The organism is Streptomyces sp. HNM0575, assembly GCF_012726265.1.
GTDB lineage: Bacteria > Actinomycetota > Actinomycetes > Streptomycetales > Streptomycetaceae > Streptomyces.
The window spans coordinates 283,498-306,864 of sequence record NZ_JAASAG010000012.1; the positions used below are offsets into that span (position 1 = coordinate 283,498).

Annotated in this window: 18 protein-coding genes, 2 pseudogenes and 1 riboswitch; of the genes and pseudogenes, 9 read left to right on the forward strand and 11 right to left on the reverse strand. The window is 67.7% G+C overall.

Annotated elements, in window-relative coordinates:
* Window positions 1-121: 121 nt before the first annotated feature.
* Window positions 122-1,312, reverse strand: coding sequence for an FtsK/SpoIIIE domain-containing protein (locus HCC61_RS26465; protein WP_169139607.1), 1,191 nt, complete (start codon window positions 1,310-1,312; stop codon window positions 122-124).
* A 95-nt stretch (window positions 1,313-1,407) separates the two neighbouring features.
* Window positions 1,408-1,659, reverse strand: a pseudogene (locus HCC61_RS26470) (hypothetical protein); the annotation flags it as partial.
* A 190-nt stretch (window positions 1,660-1,849) separates the two neighbouring features.
* On the opposite strand from HCC61_RS26470, the gene HCC61_RS26475 reads away from it, so the two are divergent.
* Window positions 1,850-2,626, forward strand: a complete 777-nt coding sequence (locus tag HCC61_RS26475) for a GntR family transcriptional regulator (protein WP_169139609.1) — start codon at window positions 1,850-1,852, stop codon at window positions 2,624-2,626.
* A 335-nt stretch (window positions 2,627-2,961) separates the two neighbouring features.
* Here the strand turns inward: HCC61_RS26475 and HCC61_RS26480 are convergent, their stop codons facing one another.
* Window positions 2,962-4,326, reverse strand: coding sequence for a HEPN domain-containing protein (locus HCC61_RS26480; RefSeq protein ID WP_169139618.1), 1,365 nt, complete (start codon window positions 4,324-4,326; stop codon window positions 2,962-2,964).
* A 501-nt stretch (window positions 4,327-4,827) separates the two neighbouring features.
* Window positions 4,828-7,203 carry a tetratricopeptide repeat protein gene (locus HCC61_RS26485; RefSeq protein ID WP_346777395.1) on the reverse strand — a complete coding sequence of 792 codons (2,376 nt, stop codon included), beginning with the start codon at window positions 7,201-7,203 and terminating at the stop codon, window positions 4,828-4,830.
* A gap of 544 nt (window positions 7,204-7,747) precedes the next feature.
* Between HCC61_RS26485 and HCC61_RS26490 the strand changes: the two genes are divergently transcribed.
* Window positions 7,748-9,097 carry a DUF4041 domain-containing protein gene (locus tag HCC61_RS26490; RefSeq protein WP_346777396.1) on the forward strand — a complete coding sequence of 450 codons (1,350 nt, stop codon included), beginning with the start codon at window positions 7,748-7,750 and terminating at the stop codon, window positions 9,095-9,097.
* Window positions 9,098-9,234: 137 nt separating this feature from the next.
* Here HCC61_RS26490 and HCC61_RS26495 read toward each other — a convergent pair whose 3' ends face one another.
* Window positions 9,235-9,468, reverse strand: coding sequence for a hypothetical protein (locus tag HCC61_RS26495; protein WP_169139624.1), 234 nt, complete (start codon window positions 9,466-9,468; stop codon window positions 9,235-9,237).
* Window positions 9,469-9,853: 385 nt separating this feature from the next.
* A complete protein-coding gene (locus HCC61_RS26500) occupies window positions 9,854-10,399 on the reverse strand; it encodes an ATP-binding protein (RefSeq protein ID WP_169139626.1) in 546 nt (181 codons plus the stop codon).
* A gap of 218 nt (window positions 10,400-10,617) precedes the next feature.
* On the opposite strand from HCC61_RS26500, the gene HCC61_RS26505 reads away from it, so the two are divergent.
* Window positions 10,618-11,991, forward strand: a complete 1,374-nt coding sequence (locus HCC61_RS26505; protein WP_169139628.1) for a sporulation protein — start codon at window positions 10,618-10,620, stop codon at window positions 11,989-11,991.
* Window positions 11,992-11,998: 7 nt separating this feature from the next.
* On the opposite strand, the gene HCC61_RS26510 is transcribed toward HCC61_RS26505, so the two are convergent.
* Window positions 11,999-12,919: an aminoglycoside phosphotransferase family protein gene (locus HCC61_RS26510; protein ID WP_169139630.1), complete on the reverse strand. Its 921-nt coding sequence runs from the start codon at window positions 12,917-12,919 to the stop codon at window positions 11,999-12,001.
* 205 nt (window positions 12,920-13,124) lie between these two features.
* Here HCC61_RS26510 and HCC61_RS26515 point away from each other — a divergent pair, with 205 nt between their 5' ends.
* On the forward strand, window positions 13,125-13,511 hold the full coding sequence (locus HCC61_RS26515; protein ID WP_169139632.1) for an NUDIX hydrolase: 387 nt from the start codon (window positions 13,125-13,127) through the stop codon (window positions 13,509-13,511).
* Between the two features lie 109 nt (window positions 13,512-13,620).
* Here the strand turns inward: HCC61_RS26515 and thiC are convergent, their stop codons facing one another.
* Complete coding sequence (gene thiC, locus HCC61_RS26520) at window positions 13,621-15,432, reverse strand: phosphomethylpyrimidine synthase ThiC (protein ID WP_169139634.1); 1,812 nt, start codon at window positions 15,430-15,432, stop codon at window positions 13,621-13,623.
* Window positions 15,425-15,577: riboswitch (TPP riboswitch) on the reverse strand. It overlaps the preceding gene by 8 nt.
* Before the next feature lie 145 nt (window positions 15,578-15,722).
* Between thiC and HCC61_RS26525 the strand changes: the two genes are divergently transcribed.
* Window positions 15,723-17,414, forward strand: a complete 1,692-nt coding sequence (locus HCC61_RS26525) for a YibE/F family protein (protein ID WP_169139711.1) — start codon at window positions 15,723-15,725, stop codon at window positions 17,412-17,414.
* On the opposite strand, the gene HCC61_RS26530 is transcribed toward HCC61_RS26525, so the two are convergent.
* Together HCC61_RS26530 and HCC61_RS26535 are read right to left on the reverse strand one after the other, a co-directional pair.
* Window positions 17,374-17,598 (reverse strand): DUF5326 family protein, encoded by a 225-nt coding sequence (locus HCC61_RS26530; RefSeq protein ID WP_169139636.1) that lies wholly within the window; start codon window positions 17,596-17,598, stop codon window positions 17,374-17,376. The genes HCC61_RS26525 and HCC61_RS26530 overlap by 41 nt on opposite strands.
* A 199-nt stretch (window positions 17,599-17,797) precedes the next feature.
* A complete protein-coding gene (locus HCC61_RS26535; RefSeq protein ID WP_169139712.1) occupies window positions 17,798-18,115 on the reverse strand; it encodes a cupin domain-containing protein in 318 nt (105 codons plus the stop codon).
* Window positions 18,116-18,229: 114 nt separating this feature from the next.
* Between HCC61_RS26535 and HCC61_RS26540 the strand changes: the two genes are divergently transcribed.
* The 4 genes and pseudogenes from HCC61_RS26540 (at window position 18,230) to HCC61_RS26555 (ending at window position 21,572) form a co-directional block, all read left to right on the forward strand.
* Entirely contained in the window at window positions 18,230-18,607 is a 378-nt protein-coding gene (locus HCC61_RS26540; protein ID WP_169139638.1) for a phage holin family protein, read from the forward strand.
* Between the two features lie 101 nt (window positions 18,608-18,708).
* Window positions 18,709-19,185 (forward strand): annotated as a pseudogene (locus tag HCC61_RS26545) (low molecular weight protein-tyrosine-phosphatase); the annotation flags it as partial.
* A gap of 170 nt (window positions 19,186-19,355) precedes the next feature.
* Window positions 19,356-20,252, forward strand: a complete 897-nt coding sequence (locus HCC61_RS26550) for a fructosamine kinase family protein (protein WP_169139642.1) — start codon at window positions 19,356-19,358, stop codon at window positions 20,250-20,252.
* 150 nt (window positions 20,253-20,402) lie between these two features.
* Entirely contained in the window at window positions 20,403-21,572 is a 1,170-nt protein-coding gene (locus HCC61_RS26555) for a cystathionine gamma-lyase (RefSeq protein ID WP_169139644.1), read from the forward strand.
* Between the two features lie 222 nt (window positions 21,573-21,794).
* Here the strand turns inward: HCC61_RS26555 and HCC61_RS26560 are convergent, their stop codons facing one another.
* Window positions 21,795-22,892 (reverse strand): hypothetical protein, encoded by a 1,098-nt coding sequence (locus tag HCC61_RS26560; RefSeq protein WP_240969298.1) that lies wholly within the window; start codon window positions 22,890-22,892, stop codon window positions 21,795-21,797.
* Between the last annotated feature and the right edge of the window lie 475 nt (window positions 22,893-23,367).

The window sequence follows — 23,367 nt, forward strand, 5'->3', positions numbered from 1 at the left end:
CACTGCGGGCCGCGGCCGGAGGAGGGTGAATTCGCGATGGAGGCGCCGGAAGCGCCTCCACACCACATTTCCCTGTTCCGCTCCCTGTTCCGCACATGGCGGAAGCCGGTCTTCTTTCCGGTCACCCGTGACGGATCTTCGCTGCGATGCCGTGTCCGATGAAGAGGTAGACGACCGCGGGCAGGCCGTAGTTGAGAGCAAGACGCACATGGTCGTTTTCCATGGTGAATATGTCCTGCGACCAGGCGGACAGCCAGTGGGCGCTGTCCCGTACGAACTGGACGAAGACGTTTCCCTGGTTGGCGTCGAGCAGATAGAGGACGATCCACAGGGCCAGCAGCCCGGCGGCGATGTCCGCGACGGTGTGGATGACGACCAGTCGCAGAAGGTAGGTCGAGCACTGTTCCGCCTCGGCCCTGTCCTCCTTGGATCCGTTGCTGAGGTACAGCTCGGCCAACTCGTCGACCAGCACCACCACCGGCACAGGCCGCGCCTGCTCGGCCAACTCCCAGATGGAACGCGCACCCGCCAAGCGGCAGGCCTGCATGCGCTCTTGAAGCTCGGTGACAAGACCACCGAGCACCGCGACCGCTTCGCTCCGGGATGCGGCCAGCGCCGAGAAGCGCTCGCCGAACAGCCCCAGTTCCATACCGCCCTTGCAGTCGATCCCGACCAGGGCGACGGGTTGCGGGGCGAGTTGTGTGACGAGTCGCGCCAGCAGCGTCGACTTGCCGGAGCGCGTGGCACCCACGACGGGCCAGTGCGGGATGCGCCGGAAGTCGATCACCCAGGTGCCTCCGGTTTCCAGTGCGCCGACCACGGCAGACAGCAGCCGCCAGGTCTTCCCAGGTGACGGAGCATGCGGCTTCTCCAACGGATCGCGGGCGGTCACGGAGATGGCGACCTCTCCGCGCTCCGGTGCGACGACGCGCACCGCGTGCACCCGCCAGGCGTGCGCCAGAGCCTCAGTCGCCTCAAGGAACGGCGCCGGAGTCTGTCCGGGACGCAGCCGCGCCCTCAGTTCCAGGCCGCCCGGTATCGGGCGCGGGAAGGAGATGCGCGGTGTCTGCCGGCGCAGCGGCACTCCCTTGACCGCCATGTCCCCGAACGCTCGCCGGGAGCTTCCGTAGGACACGCTCAGATCGTTGATCAGCGCCACCTTGCGCCACGTGAACACGATCCTGAGCAGCGTGCGCGGGTAGCCGGTCAAGTACCAGTGCCAGTCCGGACGTTGAATCCGTAACCGATCACCGATCACGAGGAACCAGGCCAGCAGCGCGAGCGCGAACGCCAGCATGATGGGGCGCTCCATCAGACGGCACCGCCCTTCCCGCCAGCTGACGGAGTCGGCGCGGGCGTGATGGCGGATGCCCGGAAGCTGATCCCGTGCCGGTCGCCCATCGATCATGCGAAGGCTTCGAGCCCGGTCAGCCGGACCTCTACGCCCTCGACTACGCCTTTCGGCTCGCCCGGTGCGGCGATCTCGATCACCGAGACGCGACGACCGTCCTGACGCACCATGACGGCGACGGTGTAGATCGTGTTGCCGTCGCGGTCCTTCTTGACCTCCTGAGTCTCGTAGTTGCTGAGCTTCTTCTCGGGCGCGACCGCGCAACGGAGTACGCCGAGCCGCGAAGTGTCCACGGGTATGGACTGCATTGGTTGTTGGCCTCCTTGGCCGTCGGACGTCCCTGGCGGACGTCACTCGTACTGACGAGTGACGACTATGCATGCCTTGACGGCTGAGCGCAACAACTTATGCTGACGAGTGACGTGAGACCGACGCGGAGCCATCCAGAGCCGCGTGCAACCGGTCGGCCGTACGCACGAGCCGAAGAGAGGCACCGCCATGGCAGAGATCCAGCGCCCTGGAGCGCTCCACCGCCAGGTCGCCGCGGCGATCCGCGACGGCATCGCGACCGGCGAATATCCGGCGGGCAGCCCGCTGCCGTCGGAGTCCCAACTCATCGACCGCTACCAGGTCTCACGCCCGACTGTGCGCAACGCCATAGCGGCTCTACGTGCCGAGGGCCTGATCGAAGTCGTCCACGGGAAGGGCAGCTTCGTACGCAGTGCGCCGGTCTCCGGCATCAAGATCAACCGGACCATCACGAAGGACTGCAAGGGCAACTTCTACGCGGGCTTCGAGGCGTGGAACCTGCTCGAAGAGCCCAGCATCTACCGCTCCCACACGGACGGCACGACCGGCCCGCTCCTCGAACTCGACGAAGGAGAAGCACTGTTCGCCGTGGATCGCCTCTGGGAAATCACCGGCGCCGGCGTACGTCTCGCGCACCGACTCCTGATCCCCTTCGCCACAGCCGAAGGCACCGAGCTGGCCGACGCCCCCGACACTGACCCCGGGCGCGTCTACGCGATCCTTGCGGAGTCCGGCCACGAACTCGCATGGTCCGAGACGGCCAGTGCCCGGATGCCGCTCCCCGACGAACGCACGGCTCTCGAACTCCCCGATGCGACGCCGGTTCTGCACACCACGCGCATCACCCACGGCAACGAGAACCGCCCTCTGCTTCTCGAAGAGCTCCGCACCAACGGCGGTCTTGCTCAAGCGACTTACCGCATTACAGCCACGACATCGCGCCAACTGGCCGCGGTCCCCGACTGACGACCGCCACCTGTCGAAACTCTTCTTCACTTCCTCAAGGGCTCGCTCCGCTCGCCGCGCGGCCCGGCTTGCCGCCGGGCCGACGCTCCTGTCTTCGCCCCGCTCCGGCCCGGCCGCCGGCCCGCGCGCGGACGCGACCCAGAAGAGACAAGAGGGCGACGGCGGGGTCGGTCGGCTCCTCGGCTTTAGGCAGCCACCTTGGGGCGAGCCTCGAAGATCAGGGGCTCACTTCGGGCTATTGCGGGCAGGTCAGAAGACTGCCCGAGTCGCGGTAAGCTTACGAGCCCCTGATCTCTCGCCCCAAGGCAGCTCCAGCCCAAAGCCGTTCCACCGACCTACGGGTCATTCCTAGGAACCGGTTTCGGGGCCTCACTCGATGGCCATTCACGCGTTCCCCACCGTAGGTCTTCGAGTAGGGATTCCAACTCCTTCTCGTTGGAGATTGAGAAAGTGGAATTCACTTCAAGGAGCCTCCAAGCGGCCCAAGTTATGGAATCTTGCATATCTCTGAGGAAGTTTCCTTCGCTGAGCTTTCGAGGTTCCCCGCCATGGGCAACAATACTTCTGACCGAGTACATATCTTCATATTGCTTCGCCCTTTGAGATCTTGCTTTGCGGTCCTCTTCAAGGAGGGCATAACGCTCCTTCATTGCGCGTCCAGGCAGAGCGGATTTGGATCCCAGCAGAGCGTCCAATGCGACACCCGCAGCTAGGGCTGCATCATCCTGAGTCGAAGACCAATAGCTTTCCGCGAACCAGCGTGCGGCAACGTGCAGTCGACGCAGGAAGCCATTCTCCTTAGTTAGGCATCTTTCAACCGCACTGCGAAGCGCATCTTCCTGAAGCAGATCTCTTAGAGGTATCGGCTCCTCGCCAAGCCATTGGATACCGCCCTTCTGTCCGAGCGCATCGATGACCAAGGGATTGGAGTACAGCTCCACATCATCGCCAGACTCCCTCAGCCCGGCCTCAACGGCCTTACGGTCCAGCGTGATCCCTCGCACGCCGGGTCGATTGGTGTCGCCCCTGAGGGACCACAGATTCCGGCCGCTCTTGTTAGTTACCAGCATCATCGTCAGGTCGACTACCAACTGTAGGTTTCTTTCGGCCTGCGAACGTGCAAGACCTCGTTGCCCTGGCACTAGTGCAGCAAACCCCACGCGCGGATTCCTGTGCCTGAGTTGGGAAATATAGGTCTCAACTCGATCCTTGTGGGCTTGGGCACGCCCTCCCAACTGTTGAACCGCCTCCATGAAGGCACTATCCAGAACGCCAATGACGCTCTTCTTTCCGATCCTTAGAGGTGTCCCTTCCCAGGCAATATTGGACACCGGGAATATGACGAGCGACGGCTCAGTATAGATAATGCGCGCGAGAAAGCCTCTCGCCTTGCTCTCCTTTTCACTCATGGTGGACACGGCGGATACAAGCGTTGCTAGATACCCCCAGAGTTCTTCCAGGCTCCACCGGTCGCGCAGCTGTGACTGTTTTGCGAGCAGCTCATGAAGTTCTTCAATCTTTGTCACTCCTCCAGCAGAAAGGCTTACGGGTCCATCCGGAGAGGAGATCGAAGCTTGCTTCGAGCGTCGATAGGATTCGACACACCATCCGTAATCCCAGGGCTTGCTATTTCCCGAACTGCGAACGCAAGAAACAGCAGCGAGAACGAGGTTAGTCGCTTGCGAGTGGATCTTTTCCATGAGGACATTTTGACAGCACTCACCTCATCGATCAGCTTCTTTTTGAGAGGATCACGGCAGGGTTTGAGCCACGGCGAAGATGCTGACAGCGGCCAGCGGGGTCGAGCCCACCCGTGACAAACGATGACAGCGGTCAACGGCTGACCCGCAGGTCAAACCGTTGACCGCTGTCATGTCCCCAAGTCAGAGCGCCAACGGATCACTTCCTGCCCAACAAGAAGCAGGGATGACATGACCACCGAACGGCGCTGTACAGCAACGAAGTACAGCAACCTCGCTGACCGTTGGCCGTCGCTAGCCCCCGTAGTCATCGCTCGCGTGACCGCTCCGACCGTAGATGTCCGAGCTGTCCACAGCTTGTAAATAGAAGGTCATCGATCCAAGTCGGCATCGCAGGCTTCGCACATCCGTACCGGCCCCTTATCGGACATAGAAATTCCCTGGTCAAACCAGGGGCCGCCACGTGCATGTCGTGCTGCGCGACAACCGCGAACTCCGTGATTAGGACTGACTGTCGCGCCGCCACCACAGTGACCTTAGGCGCCTGTTGCGTATAGCAGTGCGTGCAGTGGCGAGGTTGCTGCGGCTTCTCAGGGTGTCCGGGTGGTCGGGGCCCAAGAGTCGTATGCGGGTCTTGAGGGTCTCGCGGTGGAGGTCGGCAGCCTGGGCGTACTCACCCTGACTGTAGAGAGTGTTGGCGAGGTTGTTCCGACTGCTCAGGGTGACTGGGTGGTCGGAGCCCAGAACTCGCGTGAAGGCCTCGAGGGTCTCGCGGTGGAGGTCGGCAGCCTGGGCGTACTCACCCAGACTGCGCAAAGCGTTGGCGAGGTTGTTCCGACTGCTCAGGGTGTCCGGATGGTCGGAGCCCAGAACTCGCGTGAAGGCCTCAAGGGTCTCGCGGTGGAGGTCGGCAGCCTGGGCGTACTCACCCAGACTGTAGAGAGTGTTGGCGAGGTTGCCCCGGCTCTTCAGGGTGTCCGGGTGGTCGGGGCCCAGAACTCGCATGCGGGTTTCGAGGGTCACGCGGTTGAAATCGGCAGCCTGGGCGTACTCACCCAGAAGGTCCAGCGCGCTGGCGAGGTTGCCCCGGCTCTTCAGGGTGTCCGGGTGGTCGGGGCCCAGAACTCGCATGCGGGTCTCGAGGGTCTCGCGGTGGAGGTCGGCAGCCTGGGAGTACTCACCTTGACTGGACAAAGCGTTGGCGAGGTTGTTCCGACTGCTCAGGGTGTCCGGATGGTCGGAGCCCAGTTCACGAGTCTCCACATCCAGTACGGTCTGGCGGAGCATCCGGTGCGGAGCATCGTCCCGAGCGTCCACTAGCACCCCCGCGAGTTCTTCAAGAACCCTCACGGCCTCTCTAGAGTGCAGAGGGCTGTCGTCTTCCAGCAGGGTGGGGAGGTGTGGGGCGAGGAGGTGAGCGGTGGGCCAGCCTGCGCGCCCAGCGCGCTGGACTTCGCCCACGGCATCGACCAGGCGCTCTGCCAGCGCCTCGCGCCACTTCTGCGGATCGGTGTCGTCCGCGGCCAGGGCCAGTGCGTTGATCTCCCGGATGAGTGAGTGCAGAACCACCTGGGACTCGCTGATGTCCCCAGCATCGAGGTCGGTTGTGCCGAGAAGCCCGTAGCGATCCAGCCCGTAGAACGCAGCGTCTAGGGCCACCGGACTCACAGGCTGCCCGGTGACGGTCTCCAACAGACCTGGAGTGATCAAGGAACGAGGGATCGGAGCCGCGCCGAGCAGGGCCAGCAGCCGCAGCAACGGCCGGGCCAAGATGTTGCCCTCATCGGCCAGTTGTTCCAGCGAGACCTCCCACGTCTGCCGTACTACGCCGCGGGCCACTTCAGGGTCATCGGCCCCGGGGACGTGCGCGCCCAGCAGTGTGGACAGCTCTTCCGCCAAGGCATGCCGGTAGGCGGTGAACGTGCGATAGCGACTGGTCGGCTCAGCTATGTACCGACCTGCCGCTTGGAGAGCCAAGGGAAGACCGCCGAGGCGGTCAGCCAGTGCTTCAGCATCCGCGTGAGTGCCGGCTTGGGGCGCAGCATCGGTGAGTACCTGGCCGCCGGACGTGGAGTCCAGCGGAGTCAGGCGGTGCAGATCAGCACATGGTCCCCAGGTTTCGGCCTTCATGTCACGGCTAGTGAGGAGTAGTAGGCCGCCGCCGTGAGGACGGGCCCATCCGCGATATTGAGCGATCTTCTCGCCCTCCGGTGCGAGGCAGTCCGGGCTGTCGACGTTGTCGATGACGAGAAGCCACCGACGGGTACGGGCGAGCTGATTCCAGACGGCGTCGATGAGGTTGGCGTGACCAGCTTGCGCGGCCTTCAACTCCTCCGGTGGGAGCCCGCAAGCGAGCGCGACCTCCGTGAGTTGTTCGGCTAGCTCCCCTGGCTCACGCCAGTGGACCCAGAAGACCGCATACTTCTCAGCCTGCGCCTGTTCCGCCAGTGCGGTTGCCAGGGTCGTCTTCCCGACTCCGCCAGCGGCACAGACAACAGCGAAGCGCCCTTGCGGACGCCTCAACCGCGCCATAAGACAACGAAGTTCGTCTTCACGCCCCCGTGCCAATGAACCTGCTTGCGGAGGCCTCAACGAACGAAGGGATGAAGTGGCGACCGGTGTCACCGGCGTCAAATCCAACGAGTTGCTGCCACCATCCAGATGCCGACCCCACAGGAGCAGACCCACAGACAGGACTGCGAGCGCTCCGAGTAGCGGCCAGATGGTCCACGGGGCTTGCGCCCACTTCGGCACGTTCGCGCTCGCGTAATTCGTCACAGGCCCCAAAGCCAGACCCACCACGGCTGCCAGCCCAGCCACGACCGATCCCGTCCACGCTCCTCGCCTGCTCCGCACAGCCCCCAGCTCCAAGCTCATCCATCAATGTGCAGCGGGCACCAGCATGCCCGCCATAGCTGAGTGAAGGACAATCTCAGACGAGAGCCTGGGCGGGAGCGGAGGCGGGGCACCCGTGCCCGGCACTTCACCCAGTCCAGAGCCCGTCTCAGTTTCCGTCTCGTTGGCCCGCTGCGCGGCCACCCGCCGTGCCGAAGCGTTATGTCAAGGTTCCGGTCTGCCTGCAACCCTTCGAAGTTCCCAGATGTCATAACTTGGCACACAAGCCAACTGCCTTGATATTGCGGGAGTTTCATTGTCGTTCCGGTTCAATCCGCCGCCTTCCTGGCCTCAGCCCCCGCAGGGCTGGGAGCCGCCCGCCGACTGGCAGCCGGATCCTTCCTGGCCTGCGCCTCCGGAAGGCTGGCAACTTTGGGTGCCCGTCGATCCTGCGATGGGCCTTCCCCAGCAAGTTCCGCCACCCGCAGTTGTGGTGCCTCCGTACGGTGGACCGTCCCCAGCCCCAGGCAGGTCTGACGGCGGGCTTGGTGTCTTCGGCAGGAAGCGCAAGCAGGCGGAAGCAGAGGTGGAGCGGCTGACGGGCGAGTTGCAGCGCCTACAGGCCGAGCAAGCCCGGCAAGGGGCCGAGAAGACCGCCCTGTACGAGCAGCTGTCCCGGATCCAGGGCCAGGAGGCAGCCGCTCTGGTCGTCGACACGGAACGGCTTCGCGCTTCCTACCAGGAGGTGGACGAACTGCTGCTCACCAAGATCGACCGAGCCTCCGATCAGCTGCACCAAGCACTCAGCGGCGAGCGGCAGACCTACGACGAATTGGTACGGCGAGCCGCCGACATCCAGACGGAGACAGCGAGGGCGCAGCAGTACTTGGATCAGCTCCGCGGCCAGGTGGTACACACCGAGGAGGCGGCGATGCTCCAGGAAGCCGGCATCTATGAGTACCGGCACCCCTTGGCGGACGCCGTCGCCTACAAGTCCGCGCTGAGCGCCCTCAAGGACCGCGTCAAGACGCTGGCCCGGCAGAACGGGGCCGTGCTCGCGGCCACGGACTGGCACGTCAACGGATCGCTCACCGAGGGCAAGAAGATGGTGCGCGACTTCTCCAAGCTCATGCTGCGTGCCTACAACGCCGAAGCCGACAACGCCGTACGGACCATGCGCCCGCACCGCCTCGTATCTCTGATCGACAGGCTGGAGAAGTCCCGACAGACGATCGCCCGGCTCGGCGCCACCATGCACATCCGCATCTCCGACGACTATCACCGGCTACGCGTCCGCGAGCTGGAGTTGACCGCGGACCACCTGGCCAAGCAGGAGGAGGAGAAGGAGCGGAGGCGTGAGCTGCGAGAGCAGCAGCGGGAAGAGGAACGGCTCCAAAGGGAGCTGGACCGCGAGCGGAGCCGACTGGACAAGGAACGCCAGCACTATCAGTCCGCACTTGAGCGACTGCGCGCCTCAGGAAGGCACGACGGCGCGGGCGCAGCGGAGTTGCAAGACAAGCTCGACGAGATCGAAGCCTCCCTCGCCGCGGTGGACGCCCGGGAGGCCAACATCCGCGCCGGCTACGTCTACGTCATCTCCAACATCGGCGCATTCGGCGAACGCATGGTCAAGATCGGGCTGACCAGACGGCTGGAACCCATGGACCGCGTAACCGAACTCGGCGACGCTTCCGTGCCGTTCCGCTTCGATGTCCACGCCCTGATCTTCAGTGAGGACGCCGTCGGGCTCGAACGCAAACTCCACGAGGAGTTCGAGGACCGCCGCGTCAACCGGGTCAACCTGCGCCGCGAGTTCTTCTACGTCCGTCCCGGCGAGGTCCGTGAAGCCCTCGAACGCTTCGCGGGACAGCACCTGCTCGAATTCAAGGAAGACCCCGAAGCACCGGAATGGAGAGCCAGCACGAGCGGTTCGTAGCCGGCCGGCACCGGGTCCTGCGGGATCCCAGCCGGGTCACCCCCTGCCTGCCAGGGTTCGCGGGGTGGCCCGGTCTCATGTCTTCGGTTGTTGTGCCGGCCGCTACGGCGGCATGGGAACTTCGTTCCTGGCCCCCATCACCGCGTGTTCTCCGCCAACGAAGCTCGGAAGAAGGTCATGGTCGTCGCGCGGAAACCCGTGTGCCCTGTGCGCCCTGCGTGCCGGAGGCACCAGATCTCCGGGTCTGCCTTGTCGTTCGAAGCCGAGGAGACCTCGGCGCATGTCGTGCACTCTGTGGCGTAGATCGGCGGTCCGCCGTGCGGATCCGTAGTCAGCGTCCAGTCGGCGAACCGCATCACGAGCCGGCTCATGCGCGACCTCTCTTCTGTACGGGGAGTCGATCCCCAGCCCGTACGCGGAGTGATGGCGAAGCCGTGAAGAAGAGGATCACCGCTGGGCCCCCGGTCGCGTAACGCTCAAGGCGAGTGGCGTCCACTTCGAGCCAACGTCCCCGAATGCTCACCAGATCGCCTCGTCGTACGCGTACGGCGGGTATCCGGATGCCTGTCCTTCTCACCACAACCACCTGTGTCCTTCCTGGTGTTCGGATGGCCTCCCGCTCGGGGTGGGAGTTCGGGAGGCCATCCACCGCACTGGAGTCCCTTGCCGATCTCCGTGCGGTCCCCGGGGCGGTCATTGCATCCCGTCCTTCGACGGGCGTCGGCTGCCTGTGACCTCCCGGAGTCTGGGGCCCTTTCACCGCGGGTTACGACGGTTCATGTCGAAGCGGCAGAAGACGCTCTTGCCGCCCGCGTCGCGTGGGGACCACCACACGGCGTCAGCGATGCTCTGTACGAGGAACAGTCCCCGCCCGCTGTCGGGCAGCACGTCGTCGGCTCTCAGTCGCGACAGCTCCGGTTCCAGAAGCTCTCCGACCGGCAGCATGGGAGGAGTTGAGTCCTGGTCGGTCACTTCGACGAAGAGCCAGTGCGACCACGCTCGGTATGCAACGGCGATATGCCGTTCTCCGCCGAAGGCGGTAAGGCGTCCGTCAGGAGTCGCGTGATGGACTGCGTTGGCGACGAGTTCGGAAACGCACAGCTCTAGGTCGGACGTCGAAACGGTCAGGTCCCAGTCCCGCACAACCTCGCGTCCCGTTCGCCGCGCGACTCGACACGTGTCGGGAGAGTCGGCTACGAGCACGATCGATCGGAAGCGCTCTGCTGTCGCCAGCGTGACCGGCTCCAGCGGAGCAAGCCGGGCCGCTCGAAGCGGCAGCTCTCGCACCTCACTGGGCTTCATCACTCACTCCTTGGTCCCCGACGGGACGTTCCCGCCGCCGCGTGCAGACCAGTGAAGGGCGATATCGCCGTAACCGACAGTGTTCACAAGGGGGTTGACGCGAACACCCGGGTTCACGGGGTACGCAGGGGGGTTCACTCGTGAACCCCCCTGCAACCGGATGCGTGAGCGTGGCACGATGACGACTTAGTGTCATCCCGCCCTGTGGCAGGGGGATCATGAGCAAGGAACCGAATCACCGGCTGGCCACACTCATGGCTGAGGCCGGCGTCTCGAACAAGGGGCTGGCGAGACGGGTTCAACAGGTCGCACAACGGCGTGGAGCACACGTCGGCACGACGCACGTCTCCGTGGGGCGCTGGCTCGACGGCAACGGCATCCAGTCCCAGACCGCCGCGTTTGTCGCGGAAGCTCTGAGCGAGAAGCTACGCAGAAGAGTCACGCCCGGAGACCTCGGCTTTCCCGGTGCGACCACCTCAACCACCCCCAGCATCGGCACTAGTTACGCCGCTTCGCTGTCCGAGGCGTTGGGCGTCATGGACGGACTCACGCAACTCCGTCCCGACGACGAGGCAAGCAACGACATCCTGTTGCCCGAGGGCGAGGTCAACTCGGCTGTGCTGTCGTGGCTCGTCTCCCGCCCGGACGGTCTCACCGCACCGGAGGCCAACTCCCGGCGCGTGGGCATGCGTGACGTCGCCGCGATGCGGACAGCCGCAGAGATGTTCATGCATCTCGACTTCAAATTCGGCGGAGGACATGGGCACCGCCCCTTACGGCACTACTTCCGTGAAGACGTGCTCCCTCTGCTCAACGCCGACTACAGCGAAAAGGTCGGGCACGCACTCTTCGGCGCCGCCGCCGAGATTTCGCAGCTCCTCGCGTGGACTGCGTACGACACGGGGAACCACGCGCTCGCCGACCGCTATCTCATAGCCACTCTGCGCCTCACTCAGGTTGTCGATGACCGCATGATGGGCGCCCGGATTCTCACAAACATGAGCCACCAGGCCAACTACTTGGGCCAGGCACCGCGAGCGGTACGTCTGGCACGGGCATCCGTCGAGGGTGGGAAAGGCCGGTCGACGCCCCGCGCCATGGCCCTGTTCTCGGCCCACGAGGCACGTGCGTTGTCCACAGCAGGGGATACCAAGGGCGCCTCGCACGCCATGAACGAGGCGGAGCGCTTCTTCGAGCGCGCGGACGCAGCCGACGATCCTGACTGGCTCTCGTACATGGACGAGGCCGAACTCGTCGGGGAGTTCTGCCACTGCTTCCGGGATCTCAAGCAAGGGCGCGAAGCCATCCGCTTCGCCGAACGAGCCGTCGGGCTCACCGATCCCAAGTACGCCCGCACACTCGGCTTCTGCCGCATGGTTCTCGCACAGAGTCAGCTCCTGAACGGCGAACTCGAAGCGGCTGTCACCACTGCCGGCCTCGCGGTCGATGGCGGAGACGCGCTTCAGTCCTCACGCTTCCAGCGCTACGTCACCGACTTCCAGCAAGAGGTATCGGCCCACGTCGCGAACCCGGCTGTACGGGAGTTCAACGACAAGGTGCACGAGGCCATGGCCAAGTTGGACGACGAGTAGACGCCCGTCATCCCGGCTGCCAGCGACGAGGGATCTTCTCATCTCTCAGTGTTGCGATGCGATGCGCATATTCGTCGGCGACGGCCTGGCTTTCTCCGACGTTCTGCATGAGCCAGGTCGTCATTTGGAACTCTTGAATGCCGCGTAGCGTCGGGTAGCCGTGCCAGTCGCGGAGGTCGCGACCGTAGGCGCCGACGAAGTCTGCGTATTGCTCAGGGGTCTGCCAGCCCAGGCTGTGATGCTCGGTCGCTGTGACCATCAGGTCCCATTCGGGGTGGTCGTAGCTGAAGCCTTCGAAGTCGATGAGCAGCACGTTCCCGCTCCGGTCCACCATGAGGTTCTGCACGTGAGCGTCCCCGTGCACAGGCCCCTTAGGGGACTCGAACCGCAACTCTGCCAACTGTGCCCGAAGTTGCCGTCCTCGCATCCGAAGGAACTCGCGATCGTCTTCGGGGATGCCAGTGGTCTTCTCGATGCGTAGGTCGGTCCGGCCGAAGACGGTGAAGGGCGGAAGCTCCAATCCTTCGGGCAGGGGCAGCGCATGCAGGTCTCGGAGGACGCCGCCCAACTCGCCGTAGGTTGCCTTGCGGTCACCTTCTTCGATCAAGTGCCAGAAGGTGACCGGGCATCCAGCGACGACGACCGGCTGTTCCACGTCTTCCAGCACTCGCGCAGCGGGGAACCGCTCGCGCGTTAGCCAACGGGACACGGCTACTTCGGTCCTTACCGACGGCAGATATTCCGCGGAGCGGGCGACACGAACGATGACCGGGTGTGAAGAGAGCCGAAAAAGCGCGTTCTCGCCGAACCGGATCAACTCGGCCCCCACGCCGTCGAGTCCGGCCTCTCGGCATGCGGCCGTGACCACCCCGGCGGCTCCAGACGAAGTGAACCCCGCTTCCGAACCGCTCGCGTCGTCAGACGCCATGGGTCGCTCTCCCCTCAGTGGCGATCACTGCCACGCACGCCGAGCACAAGGACGGTGCGCGACGCACATCTAGCAGACAGTACCGATCACGATCCGACACCAGCAGTACCCCCTAGGGACTCTCAGCCAGCGGCAAGGCCACGTCGCCCCAGATCACGGGCCACGGGCCATGCCGCCAACGTCGGACAGGCAAGGAGAGGGACCTATGGAGCCGATTTCGCTAGCCGTAGTTGTGGACATGAGGCAGGTGCTGTTGGTCCGGCGCTGCCAGACTGAGGGAACGCTTCAGTGGGCGTTCCCCGGCGGTGTCATCGAGGACGGCGAGACCGCAGACCGCGCCGCGGTCCGCGAGACGAGGGAGGAAACGGGGCTCGTGGTCCGGGCAGTCCACACTCTCGGCGCGCGTGTACATCCGCTGACCCATCGCCAGGTCACTTATGTGGCCTGCGCGACAGTAGAAGGCCGTGCGCACGTAGCGGCTCCCAGGGAGATCTCCGATGTGGCTTGGGTCGGCCTGCCGGAAATCCCTCGCTACGTCCCGCGGGGGCTTTGGCAGCCCGTGCAAGCACATCTAGCGCAAGTGCTCGCCTGACTCCCGCCATCACCATCGAAATCGGCGCCGATGCGTGCGGAAGCTGCTTGCGGAAAAGTGAGGGGTGGCCTCCGTGGCGGGAGGCCACCCCTGTCGGGGACTGTCGCGGCTACTCCGCCAGCGGCAGGTACACCCTGTTCCCGGACTCCGCGAACTCCTTGGACTTGGCGAGCATGCCCTCCCGCACCTCTTCGTCGGTCAGCCCGTCCGCCTCGTCGGAGCCGAAGCGTTCGCTGATGCTGTGGCTGATCTTCATCGAGCAGAACTTGGGCCCGCACATCGAGCAGAAGTGCGCCGTCTTCGCGGGCTCGGCCGGCAGCGTCGCGTCGTGGAACGAGCGTGCCGTGTCCGGGTCGAGGGCCAGGTTGAACTGGTCCTCCCACCGGAACTCGAAGCGTGCGTCGGACAGCGCGTCGTCCCACTCCTGCGCCGCCGGATGGCCCTTGGCCAGGTCCGCCGCATGGGCCGCGATCTTGTACGTGATCACGCCCGTCTTCACGTCGTCCCGGTCCGGAAGGCCCAGGTGTTCCTTCGGGGTGACGTAGCAGAGCATCGCCGTGCCCCACCAGCCGATCATCGCGGCGCCGATGCCGCTGGTGATGTGGTCGTAGCCGGGTGCGATGTCGGTGGTGAGCGGGCCCAGGGTGTAGAAGGGCGCCTCGTCGCAGACCTCCTGCTGGCGGTCCACGTTCTCCTTGATCTTGTGCATCGGGACGTGGCCCGGGCCCTCGATCATGGTCTGGACGTCGTGCTCCCTGGCGACCCGGTTGAGCTCGCCGAGGGTGTCCAACTCGGCCATCTGCGCCTCGTCGTTGGCGTCCGCCACGGAGCCGGGGCGCAGCCCGTCGCCGAGGGAGAAGGTGACGTCGTAGGTGCGCAGGATGTCGCAGAGCTCCGCGAAGTGCGTGTAGAGGAAGCTCTCTTCGTGGTGTGCGAGGCACCAGGCCGCCATGATCGAGCCGCCGCGCGAGACGATGCCGGTCTTGCGGCGGGCCGTGAGCGGTACGTAGCGCAGCAGCACGCCGGCGTGCACCGTCATGTAGTCCACGCCCTGTTCGCACTGCTCGATCACGGTGTCCTTGTAGACCTCCCAGCTCAGCTCCTCCGCCTTGCCGTCGACCTTCTCCAGCGCCTGGTAGAGGGGCACGGTGCCGATCGGGACGGGGGAGTTGCGCAGCACCCACTCGCGGGTGGTGTGGATGTTGCGGCCGGTGGAGAGGTCCATGACCGTGTCGGCGCCCCAGCGGGTCGCCCACGTCATCTTCTCCACCTCCTCCTCGATGGAGGAAGTGACCGCGGAATTGCCGATGTTGGCGTTGACCTTCACGAGGAAGTTCTTGCCGATGATCATCGGCTCGGTCTCGGGATGGTTGACGTTGGCGGGCAGCACGGCGCGCCCTGCGGCGATCTCGTCCCGTACGAACTCGGGTGTGCGGCTCTCGCGCACCGCCACGTACTCCATCTCCGGTGTCACCAGGCCGCGCCGGGCGTGGGCGAGTTGGGAGACGGACGCGCGGCCGCGGCCGGACGGGTGCTCGCGGCCCCGGCGGGGCTTGCGGGGGCGTCCGGGGAAGACGGCGTCGAGGCCGTCGAGCCCGCCGCCGCGCGGTGTGGTGTGTTTGGCTCCGTCGTCCTCGGGCCGGAGTTCACGGCCCGCGTACTCCTCCGTGTCGTCGCGTTCGATGATCCAATTCTGGCGCAGCGGGGTCAGCCCGCGGCGCACGTCGGTTTCGATGGCGGGATCGGTGTACGGCCCTGACGTGTCGTAAAGCGTCACGTCGTTGCCGCTGGTGAGGTGCACACGGCGCACCGGGACCCGCAGGTCCGGGCGCGATCCGCTCAAATAGCCCTTGTGCCAGCCGAGTTCGCGGGCCTTCGTCCCGTTCTCGGCCGAGGGGGTACGTGCATCCTGCATGGTCATCGGACCAACTCCCTACGCCGGCATTACCCGGTAACAGGTTCGGCGGTCGACGCAGCCTTCTCCGCCTGCCGTTCGGCCGTGCGGCCGGACGTACGGAGGTCAGCGCCCTCTCAGCCCCGTGCTCGGAGCTCCCGCGATGTGCAAAGGTCCCACCACGCTAGTGCTATGACGCCGGTGATGAACAGAGCGCCCTCGGGCCCGGGCTTTGCGATGATCGGGGTGTGACTCCAGATCCCCGGTACCGCCCGTACGGGCAAGCACAAGGACCCTCCGAACCCGCCCCGGTTCCGGTGCCGGGACAGCAGCGCGAGGCGTACGGCCCCAACGACGGCCGTACGCAGGGCGCGCACGGACAGCCACCGGCACACCCGCACGGGCAGGCGCCCGGCTCGCACGGCGCCCCTGGCTCCGGCGGGCAGGGACCGCCGGGCCACGGCTCACCCGGCCACGGCCACGGTCACGGTCACGGCCAGAGTCCGGGCCACGCACACGGCCAAAGCCACGGCCACGGCCACGGGCACAGTCACAGCCACGGTCCGCCCGCGCCCGTGTCCCGGCATCTGCGCAAGGTCATCGCCGTGGTGCTGATCCCGTTCGCCGTCGCCGTACTCGGCGGGCTCGTGCTGCTGTGGCCGGGCGGCGTACCGCAGAAGGGCGGGCCCAGCGGGGTCGGCTTCGACCGGCCCACGGTCCCGGCACGCGTGACGGCGGTGAAGGTCGTCGACTGCAAGGACGCCAACGCGCAGACTCCCGCGCCCGAGCCCGGTCAGTCCGGAGGCGGGGGCGGGGGCGCCGCGGGCGGAGCCGGCGGGCAGGGCGGCGCGGCCAAGCCGGGCGCCTCGTGCAAGAAGGCCACCATCGAGGTCGCCGCGGGCAAGGACAAGGGCACCACCTTCACCGAGATCGTCAGGCCGGACGCCACCCGCACCTACTCCGCGGGGCAGGACGTGGTCGCCGCGTACGCCGCGAATGCGCCGAAGGAGCTGCGCTACAGCGTCATCGACGTCGACCGCAAGCTGCCGATGGTGCTGCTCGCGGGCATCTTCGCGCTCTTCGTGGTCCTGGTCGGGAGAATGCGCGGCGTGCTCGCGCTGATCGGACTCGCGGTGAGTTTCGCGGTGCTGAGCCTGTTCATCCTGCCCGCGATACTCCAGGGCTCGAATCCGCTTGTGGTGGCGGTCGTCGGGGGCAGCGCGATCATGCTCGCGAGTCTGTACATGTGCCACGGCCTGTCCGCCCGCACGTCCGTGGCGGTGCTGGGCACGCTGATCTCGCTGCTGCTGATCGGCGTGCTCGGCTCGGTGTTCATCGACTGGGCGCATCTGACGGGCAACACCGACGACCAGACGGGCCTGGTGCACGGCCTCTTCCCCGGAATCGGCATCCAGGGCCTGCTGCTGGCCGGCGTGCTGATCGGTTCGCTCGGCGTGCTCGACGACGTCACGGTCACCCAGACCTCGGCGGTGTGGGAGCTCAAGGAGGCCGATCCGGGCGCCGGTTGGCGGAAGCTGTACGGCTCCGCGATGCGCATCGGCCGCGACCACATCGCCTCGGTGGTCAACACCCTGGTGCTGGCGTACGCGGGTGCCGCGCTGCCGCTGATGCTGCTGTTCTCCATCGCGCGCAGCGGCGTGACGACCGTGGCCACGAGCGAGGTCGTGGCGGAGGAGATCGTGCGTACGCTCGTCGGCTCGATAGGGCTGGTCGCCTCGGTGCCGGTGACGACCCTGCTGGCCGCCCTGGTCGTCGCGTCGGACCGCAGCCGGTCCGCGCCGGTACCGGCGTCACGCCGGACCGGTCAGCGGGGTCAGGACTCCGGCCCGCACACCGCGGGTGCGCCGGGAGCCCCGGCGGCGACGGGCGCTCCCGTACGGGCGGACGGCCTGCCGCACACGGATGTGTCCGCACGCGCGGGCGCCCCCGCACGCACGGACACCGAAGTCACCACTCGTCGTGGCGGGAAGAGGAGGAAGCCGAAGTGAAGTGACGCACCACATAGATGAGGCCGCCGACGAGTGCCGCGAAGATCAGCACCTTGAAGAGCAGGCCGATCAGGAAGCCGACGACGCTGGCGATCAGACCGCCGAAGACGACCACGGCGATCACCGGGATCGCCACCCACTTCACCCACCACGGCAGGCCTCTCAAGATCCCCTTGGCGTCCATTTCTCTGGCTCCTGTCGGCCGGGCCGGTCCCGCTCGTCGCGTACCGGTCGATACGGGCTCTTCGGCGGCGCACCGTCGCCCCGCCTCTCACCCCCGATGCTAGAGCGCCCGGGACGGCGCCGGGAGTGCCCCGGACCCCGGCCCTCCCCTGAACCGTCCCCCACGCGAACCCTGACACGAGGGGTCTCCCCGGGCCCGCTCAGCTCTCGGGCGGCGCGAAGACGACCATGACCCGCAGGTCCTCGGCGATGTGATGGAACTTGTGGGGTGCGCCCGCCGGTACGTAGACGACGCTGCCGCGTGCGATCGCGGTCGTCTCGTCGCCCACGGTGATCGCACCGCGGCCGCTCACGACGAAGTAGATCTCGTCCTGTTTGTGCGGTTTCTGCGGATCCGTCTGGCCGCGGTCGAGGGCGTAGAGCCCGGCGGACATGTGGCGCTCCCGCAGGAACTGGAGGTACGCGCCCTCGTGCGCGGCCCGTTGAGCCTCCAGCTCCTCCAGCCGGAACTCCTTCATCTGTCCGCCCCACCCCTTGTCGTTGCCGTACCGCCGCACCCGGCGGGCCCGTTGCCCTGCCGGCTTCAACAGGCCCCGTGTGACCTGCCCGCCGGGCTCTGCCACGATCACCCTATGACCAATTTCCTCATCAAGACGCTGGCGAATGCGGCGGCCCTCGCGGTCGCCACCTGGCTGGTGTCCGGCATCGAACTCACCGGCGCGGACACCGGATCGAAGACGGTGACGCTGGTCGTCGTGGCGCTGATCTTCGGAGTGGTGAACTTCGTGGTCAAGCCGCTGCTGAAGTTCATCTCGCTGCCGCTGCTGATCCTGACCCTCGGGCTGTTCACACTGGTGATCAACGCCCTGATGCTGATGCTCACCTCATGGGTGGCGGACAAGCTCGACGTCAGCTTCCATGTGGACGGCTTCGGTTCGGCGTTCCTCGGTGGCCTGATCATCTCGATCGTGGCGTGGGCGCTGCACATGGTCCTCCCCGACCGGGACTGACGCGGCCGGCGGATCTGCGGGCACCGGCCGCGGATCGATCGCCTGTCGACCGGCGGGCGGCCACCGCACGAGTACGGACCGAGCTAGCACACGGAGTGCGCATGGACACCTTCCGCGTCTGTTTCGTATGCACCGGCAACATCTGCCGGTCGCCCATGGCCGAGGCCGTCTTCCGCTCGCACGTGGAGGAGGCCGGTCTCGAGGACCGGATCGCGGTGAGCAGCGCGGGGACCGGCGGCTGGCACGTCGGCGACCCGGCCGATCCGCGCACGGCGGAGACGCTGGAGTCCGCGGGGTACGAACTGGTCCATTCGGCAAGGCAGTTCGAGCCGGAGTGGTTCGCCGGGCAGGACCTGGTCGTCGCGCTCGACGAGGGTCACGAGCGCGAGCTGCGCGCCATGGCCCCCACGCCGCGGGACGCCGCGAAGGTGCGGCTGCTGCGCAGTTACGACCCGACGGCCTCGGAGCGCGACGGCTTCGGCTTCGACGTGCCTGACCCCTACTACGGCGGCACGCGCGGCTTCGACGACGTGCTGCGGCTGGTGGAAGCGGCCGTTCCGGGCCTGCTCTCGGAGGTCGCCGCCACCTTGGACGCCGCCACGTTGGATACCGCGGACCCGGACGCCGCGACCCCGGACGCGGCGGACCGGGAGGAAGCGCACGGGCAGCGAGCACACCGGCCCCAGGCCCGGCAGCAGTCCCGGCCCCAGTCCCGCCGGGAGGCGGCGCAGCGGAAGGCGGCAGGCCGATGACCGCGCTCGCCGACCGCGTGGCCGAGCTGACCGGCGCCGACGAGGCCACCCGCGTCTTCCCCGTCGAGGGCGGGGACGTCTGCGACGCCTGGAGCATCGTGCTGCGCGGCGGCCGGCACGGGATGTACCGCAAGGTGTTCGCCAAGACCCGTACCCGCCCCCCTTACGGCTTCTTCCCCGCGGAGGCCGCCGGGCTGACCCTCCTCGCCGTCACCGGGACCGTGGCGGTGCCGGACGTGCTCGCCGTCGAGGACGACCTGCTCGTCCTGGAGTGGCTGGAGCCGGGCGAGCCCACCCGCGACCAGGCCGACCGCCTCGGGCACGACCTCGCCGCGCTGCACGGCACGAGCGCGCTGTCCTACGGGACACCGGGACGTCCCGCGTTCATCGGGCCGCTGCCGATGCCCTCACCGCCGACGGAGGTCACCGATCCGGCGGACTGGCCGGGCTTCCACGCCGAGTACCGGCTGCTGCCCTATCTGCAACAGGCCGTCGACCGCGGCGGCATCGAGCCCTCCGACGCACGCGACGTCGAGCGGCTCTGCGACCGGATCGACGAGATCGCGGGGCCGCCGCAGCCTCCGGTGCTGATCCACGGCGACCTGTGGTCCGGCAACGTGCACTGGGCGGGCGGCGACGCCCCCCGCGCCCGGCTCATCGACCCCGCCGCGCAGGGCGGCCACCCGGAGACCGACCTGGCGTTCCTGGAGCTGTTCGGCTGCCCGCAGCTCTCCCGTATCCTCGCCGCGTACGAGGAGGTACGTCCCATCGAGGGCCGCGCCGAGCGGGTCCCCCTCCATCAGCTCCATCATCTGCTGGTGCACGCGGTCCTCTTCGGTTCGGGGTACGGCGCCCAGTGCGGGGCCGCGGCGCGCGCCGCGCTCGCCGGCTGAGCCGCCGGGCCGCCGGGCAGCCGGAGGCCGGGGCACGACGGGCGGTACGGCACCCGCAGGTTTCCCCGGCACCCACGACGGCACCGACGACGGCACCGACGGCGGGGACGGGGACGGGCACGAGAGCGCACGCACCGGGAGAGCACCACCATGAACAGCGACAGCGCGAGCGGCGGCAGCGCGAGCAGCGACAGCGACGCCACCAGGGTCGTACGGGCGGGCCTCCCGGAGGAGCAGCCGTACGAACCGCCGCTGCCCGGGCCCGTGTTCGCCGCCCACTACCACCTGCCGGGCGACATCGCCGGCGCTCCCTACGCCTACGGCCGCGACGCCAACCCCACCTGGACCGCGCTGGAACGCGCCGTCGCCGAGCTGGAGGCCCCGGGCGACGACCGCGTGCGGACGACCGTATTCGCCTCCGGCATGGGCGCGATCTCGGCGGTGCTGCTCTCCCGGGCACGCCCCGGCAGCGTCTTCGTACTGCCCGACGACGGCTACAACCTCCTCGTACCGATGCGGGAGCGGCTGGCCGAACTCGGCGTCGAGGTGCGCACCGCGCCGACCGCCGGCGACGCCCAACTCCCCCTGCTCGACGGTGCGTCGCTGCTGTGGATCGAGTCGCCGTCCAACCCGGGCCTGGACGTGTGCGACATCCGGCGCCTGGCCGGCGCCGCCCGTGAACGCGGCGCGCTCGTCGCCGTCGACAACACCCTCGCGACCCCGCTGGGCCAGCGCCCCCTCGAACTGGGCGCGGACTTCTCCGTGGCCAGCGGCACGAAGGCGCTCACCGGGCACGGCGACGTGCTTCTCGGCCATGTGAGCTGCCGCGACGAGGAACTGGCCGCGGCCGTGCGGCAGTGGCGGAAGCTGGTCGGTGCGATCCCCGGGCCGATGGAGGCGTGGCTGGCCCACCGGTCCCTGGCGACGCTCGACCTGCGTACCCGGCGGCAGGCGGAGAACGCGGCGGCCGTGGCGGAGGCCCTGCTGGCACGCCCCGAGGTGGACTGCGTACGCCATCCCGGCCTGCCCGGCGACCCCGCGCACGCGACGGCCGCGCGGCAGATGAGGCGCTTCGGCTGCGTCGTCTCCTTCACGCTGCCCGGCAAGGAGCACGCGGACCGGTTCCTCGGGGCGCTGCGCCTCGTCGACGAAGCCACCAGCTTCGGCGGGGTCCGCTCGACGGCCGAGCGGCGCGGACGGTGGGGCGGGGACGCGGTGCCCGCCGGCTTCGTACGGCTCTCGGCCGGGGTTGAGGACGCGGACGACCTGGTCGCGGACGTGCTGCGGGCCTTGGACGTGGCGGCGGGCGGTCAGCGGTGACGCGGTGGGCGGGTCCGCGCCGCCCGGCGTCCCGGTGTCCCGGCGAACGGTGACCCGGCGCCTCCGCGAGCCGGGAATCCGTGATCCGGCGACCTCCATGATCCGGCGCCTCCGTGAACCGGCGAGCTGTGAGCCGGTGAGGCGGTGACCCGCGAGCCTGTGACCCGTGAGTCCGTGACCCGGTGAGCCGGTGCCCCTCCCGTGCCCCCGCACGTCCGGCGACTACTCCGGCTTGTGCTCCGGCCCGCCGTAGTCGGGGCTGGAGTAGTCCGGGCTGGAGTAGCGCGGGCGGACGCTCTCGGGGTCCTTGCCGTCCGACGGGCTGCGGCTGGAGAAGTCAGGCCCCGAGTAGCCGAGCCGCGGGGTGCGCTCCTCGGCGCGGGACGCCTCCGTCACGGACCCGGACGACGGTGCCTGGGCCGAGGGGGTCCTGGACGTGGCCGTGGTGTCCGGGCCGTCCGCGGCCTCCGCAGCAGAGGAACCGGCCGCGCCGTGCGCGCTCTCCGTACCGTCGCCGCCGCGGCGCTGCCCGCCCGGCTGCGCGGCGAGCGCGTCCGCGAGGAACGGCACGATGCCGTGCTCCAGCAGCGCATCCCGCCAGACCACGCGCGCGTCCGACACCTCCCGGGCCAGCCGTGATTCGCGCGAGTCGCCCTCGCGCCCCTCCGCGTCCGCACCCGCGTCCATGGGCGCACCGCGGCGTGCACCGGCGCCGTTGCGCAGGGCCGTCAGCCACAGCTCGGCCATCGCCACCACGATCCCGGCGGCGGCCAGTACGGCGAAGACCCAGCCCGCGCCGCGCATCGGCGCGGCTATGGAAGGCTCCGGCGAGAGGACCCGCAGCAGATAGCCCAGCAGCAGGAAGATGACGGCGGCAGTGCCGGCCAGCAGCGGCACCAGCACGGAGACCATCGCCAGCAGCCCGGCCCCGGACGTCTCACCGACGCCCTCGCCGACACCGGCGAGGCTCAACCCGCCTCCGCCGCCCCGCTGTTCGCCGTCGTCCTCGGAGCCGGCGCGCGAGCCCGCGGCAGCAGAGCCGCCCCGGCCCTTCGGCCCGGCCGAGGCCCGCGATCCCTCAACGGCCTCTTCGCGCAGGCGAGTTCGCAGCGCGACGTACTGCCCGTACTCCTCCGCGGCCTCCGCGGCGATCGCCGAGGCGGCGCTGAGGGCCATCACGCGCAGCTGACCCGCGCTGATCTGCTCGCCAACCGCCGCCAGCGCAGGACGCCGGCCCGCCTCACGCAGGGCCTCGTCCACGGCCCGCTCGAACTCGGGCCGGTCTTCGGGCAGCAGTTGCGGAGCGCTGTTCATGTGCATCCCCCGATGCTCCATAGGGCCTTCCGGTGCCGGATGGGGGGCACTCCCAGGGGGAGGGCGGGGCAAGCCACGGCGACGGCAGGGGAACTCGCAGCGGCAGAACCGATATTAGAGGGAGTCCGGCACCTTCCGAGAGAGAGTTTCCGGTAATTGCCCCGCCCCGGCAACGTGTTGAGCGCCGCTGTGCGCCCGCCCGTACCCGCGTACGCCCGCCTGCGGACAGGTCCGCACCCGGTCGGATCCCCAGTCTGGGACCGGTCTGTGAACAGGTATTCAACAGATGCTGAACAGGCAAGCTGCCCCGCCCGGAGGCCGGTGAAACGCCCGGCGGCTCCCGCGAACCGGGCCGCTAGTTGTATTGATCACGAGCGTTGTTGACACTTGTGGGTCTTGATCATGGCGAAGGCCTCCGCTGTGGTGGAGCTGTCTAAGGACTGCACCGCAGGGAGGCCTTCGTGTACCACCGTAATGCCCG

Excerpts from the sequence above, each read along its gene's own strand:
- HCC61_RS26500 (WP_169139626.1), bottom strand. The coding sequence starts at position 10,399 with ATGAAGCCCAGTGAGGTGCGAGAGCTGCCGCTTCGAGCGGCCCGGCTT.
- HCC61_RS26485 (WP_346777395.1), bottom strand. The coding sequence starts at position 7,203 with ATGAGCTTGGAGCTGGGGGCTGTGCGGAGCAGGCGAGGAGCGTGGACG.
- thiC (WP_169139634.1), bottom strand. The coding sequence starts at position 15,432 with ATGACCATGCAGGATGCACGTACCCCCTCGGCCGAGAACGGGACGAAG.
- HCC61_RS26465 (WP_169139607.1), bottom strand. The coding sequence starts at position 1,312 with ATGGAGCGCCCCATCATGCTGGCGTTCGCGCTCGCGCTGCTGGCCTGG.
- HCC61_RS26560 (WP_240969298.1), bottom strand. The coding sequence starts at position 22,892 with ATGCACATGAACAGCGCTCCGCAACTGCTGCCCGAAGACCGGCCCGAG.
- HCC61_RS26535 (WP_169139712.1), bottom strand. The coding sequence starts at position 18,115 with ATGAAGGAGTTCCGGCTGGAGGAGCTGGAGGCTCAACGGGCCGCGCAC.
- HCC61_RS26505 (WP_169139628.1), top strand. The coding sequence starts at position 10,618 with ATGAGCAAGGAACCGAATCACCGGCTGGCCACACTCATGGCTGAGGCC.
- HCC61_RS26475 (WP_169139609.1), top strand. The coding sequence starts at position 1,850 with ATGGCAGAGATCCAGCGCCCTGGAGCGCTCCACCGCCAGGTCGCCGCG.
- HCC61_RS26515 (WP_169139632.1), top strand. The coding sequence starts at position 13,125 with ATGGAGCCGATTTCGCTAGCCGTAGTTGTGGACATGAGGCAGGTGCTG.
- HCC61_RS26555 (WP_169139644.1), top strand. The coding sequence starts at position 20,403 with ATGAACAGCGACAGCGCGAGCGGCGGCAGCGCGAGCAGCGACAGCGAC.
- HCC61_RS26540 (WP_169139638.1), top strand. The coding sequence starts at position 18,230 with ATGACCAATTTCCTCATCAAGACGCTGGCGAATGCGGCGGCCCTCGCG.
- HCC61_RS26495 (WP_169139624.1), bottom strand. The coding sequence starts at position 9,468 with ATGAGCCGGCTCGTGATGCGGTTCGCCGACTGGACGCTGACTACGGAT.
- HCC61_RS26510 (WP_169139630.1), bottom strand. The coding sequence starts at position 12,919 with ATGGCGTCTGACGACGCGAGCGGTTCGGAAGCGGGGTTCACTTCGTCT.
- HCC61_RS26530 (WP_169139636.1), bottom strand. The coding sequence starts at position 17,598 with ATGGACGCCAAGGGGATCTTGAGAGGCCTGCCGTGGTGGGTGAAGTGG.
- HCC61_RS26550 (WP_169139642.1), top strand. The coding sequence starts at position 19,356 with ATGACCGCGCTCGCCGACCGCGTGGCCGAGCTGACCGGCGCCGACGAG.
- HCC61_RS26480 (WP_169139618.1), bottom strand. The coding sequence starts at position 4,326 with ATGGAAAAGATCCACTCGCAAGCGACTAACCTCGTTCTCGCTGCTGTT.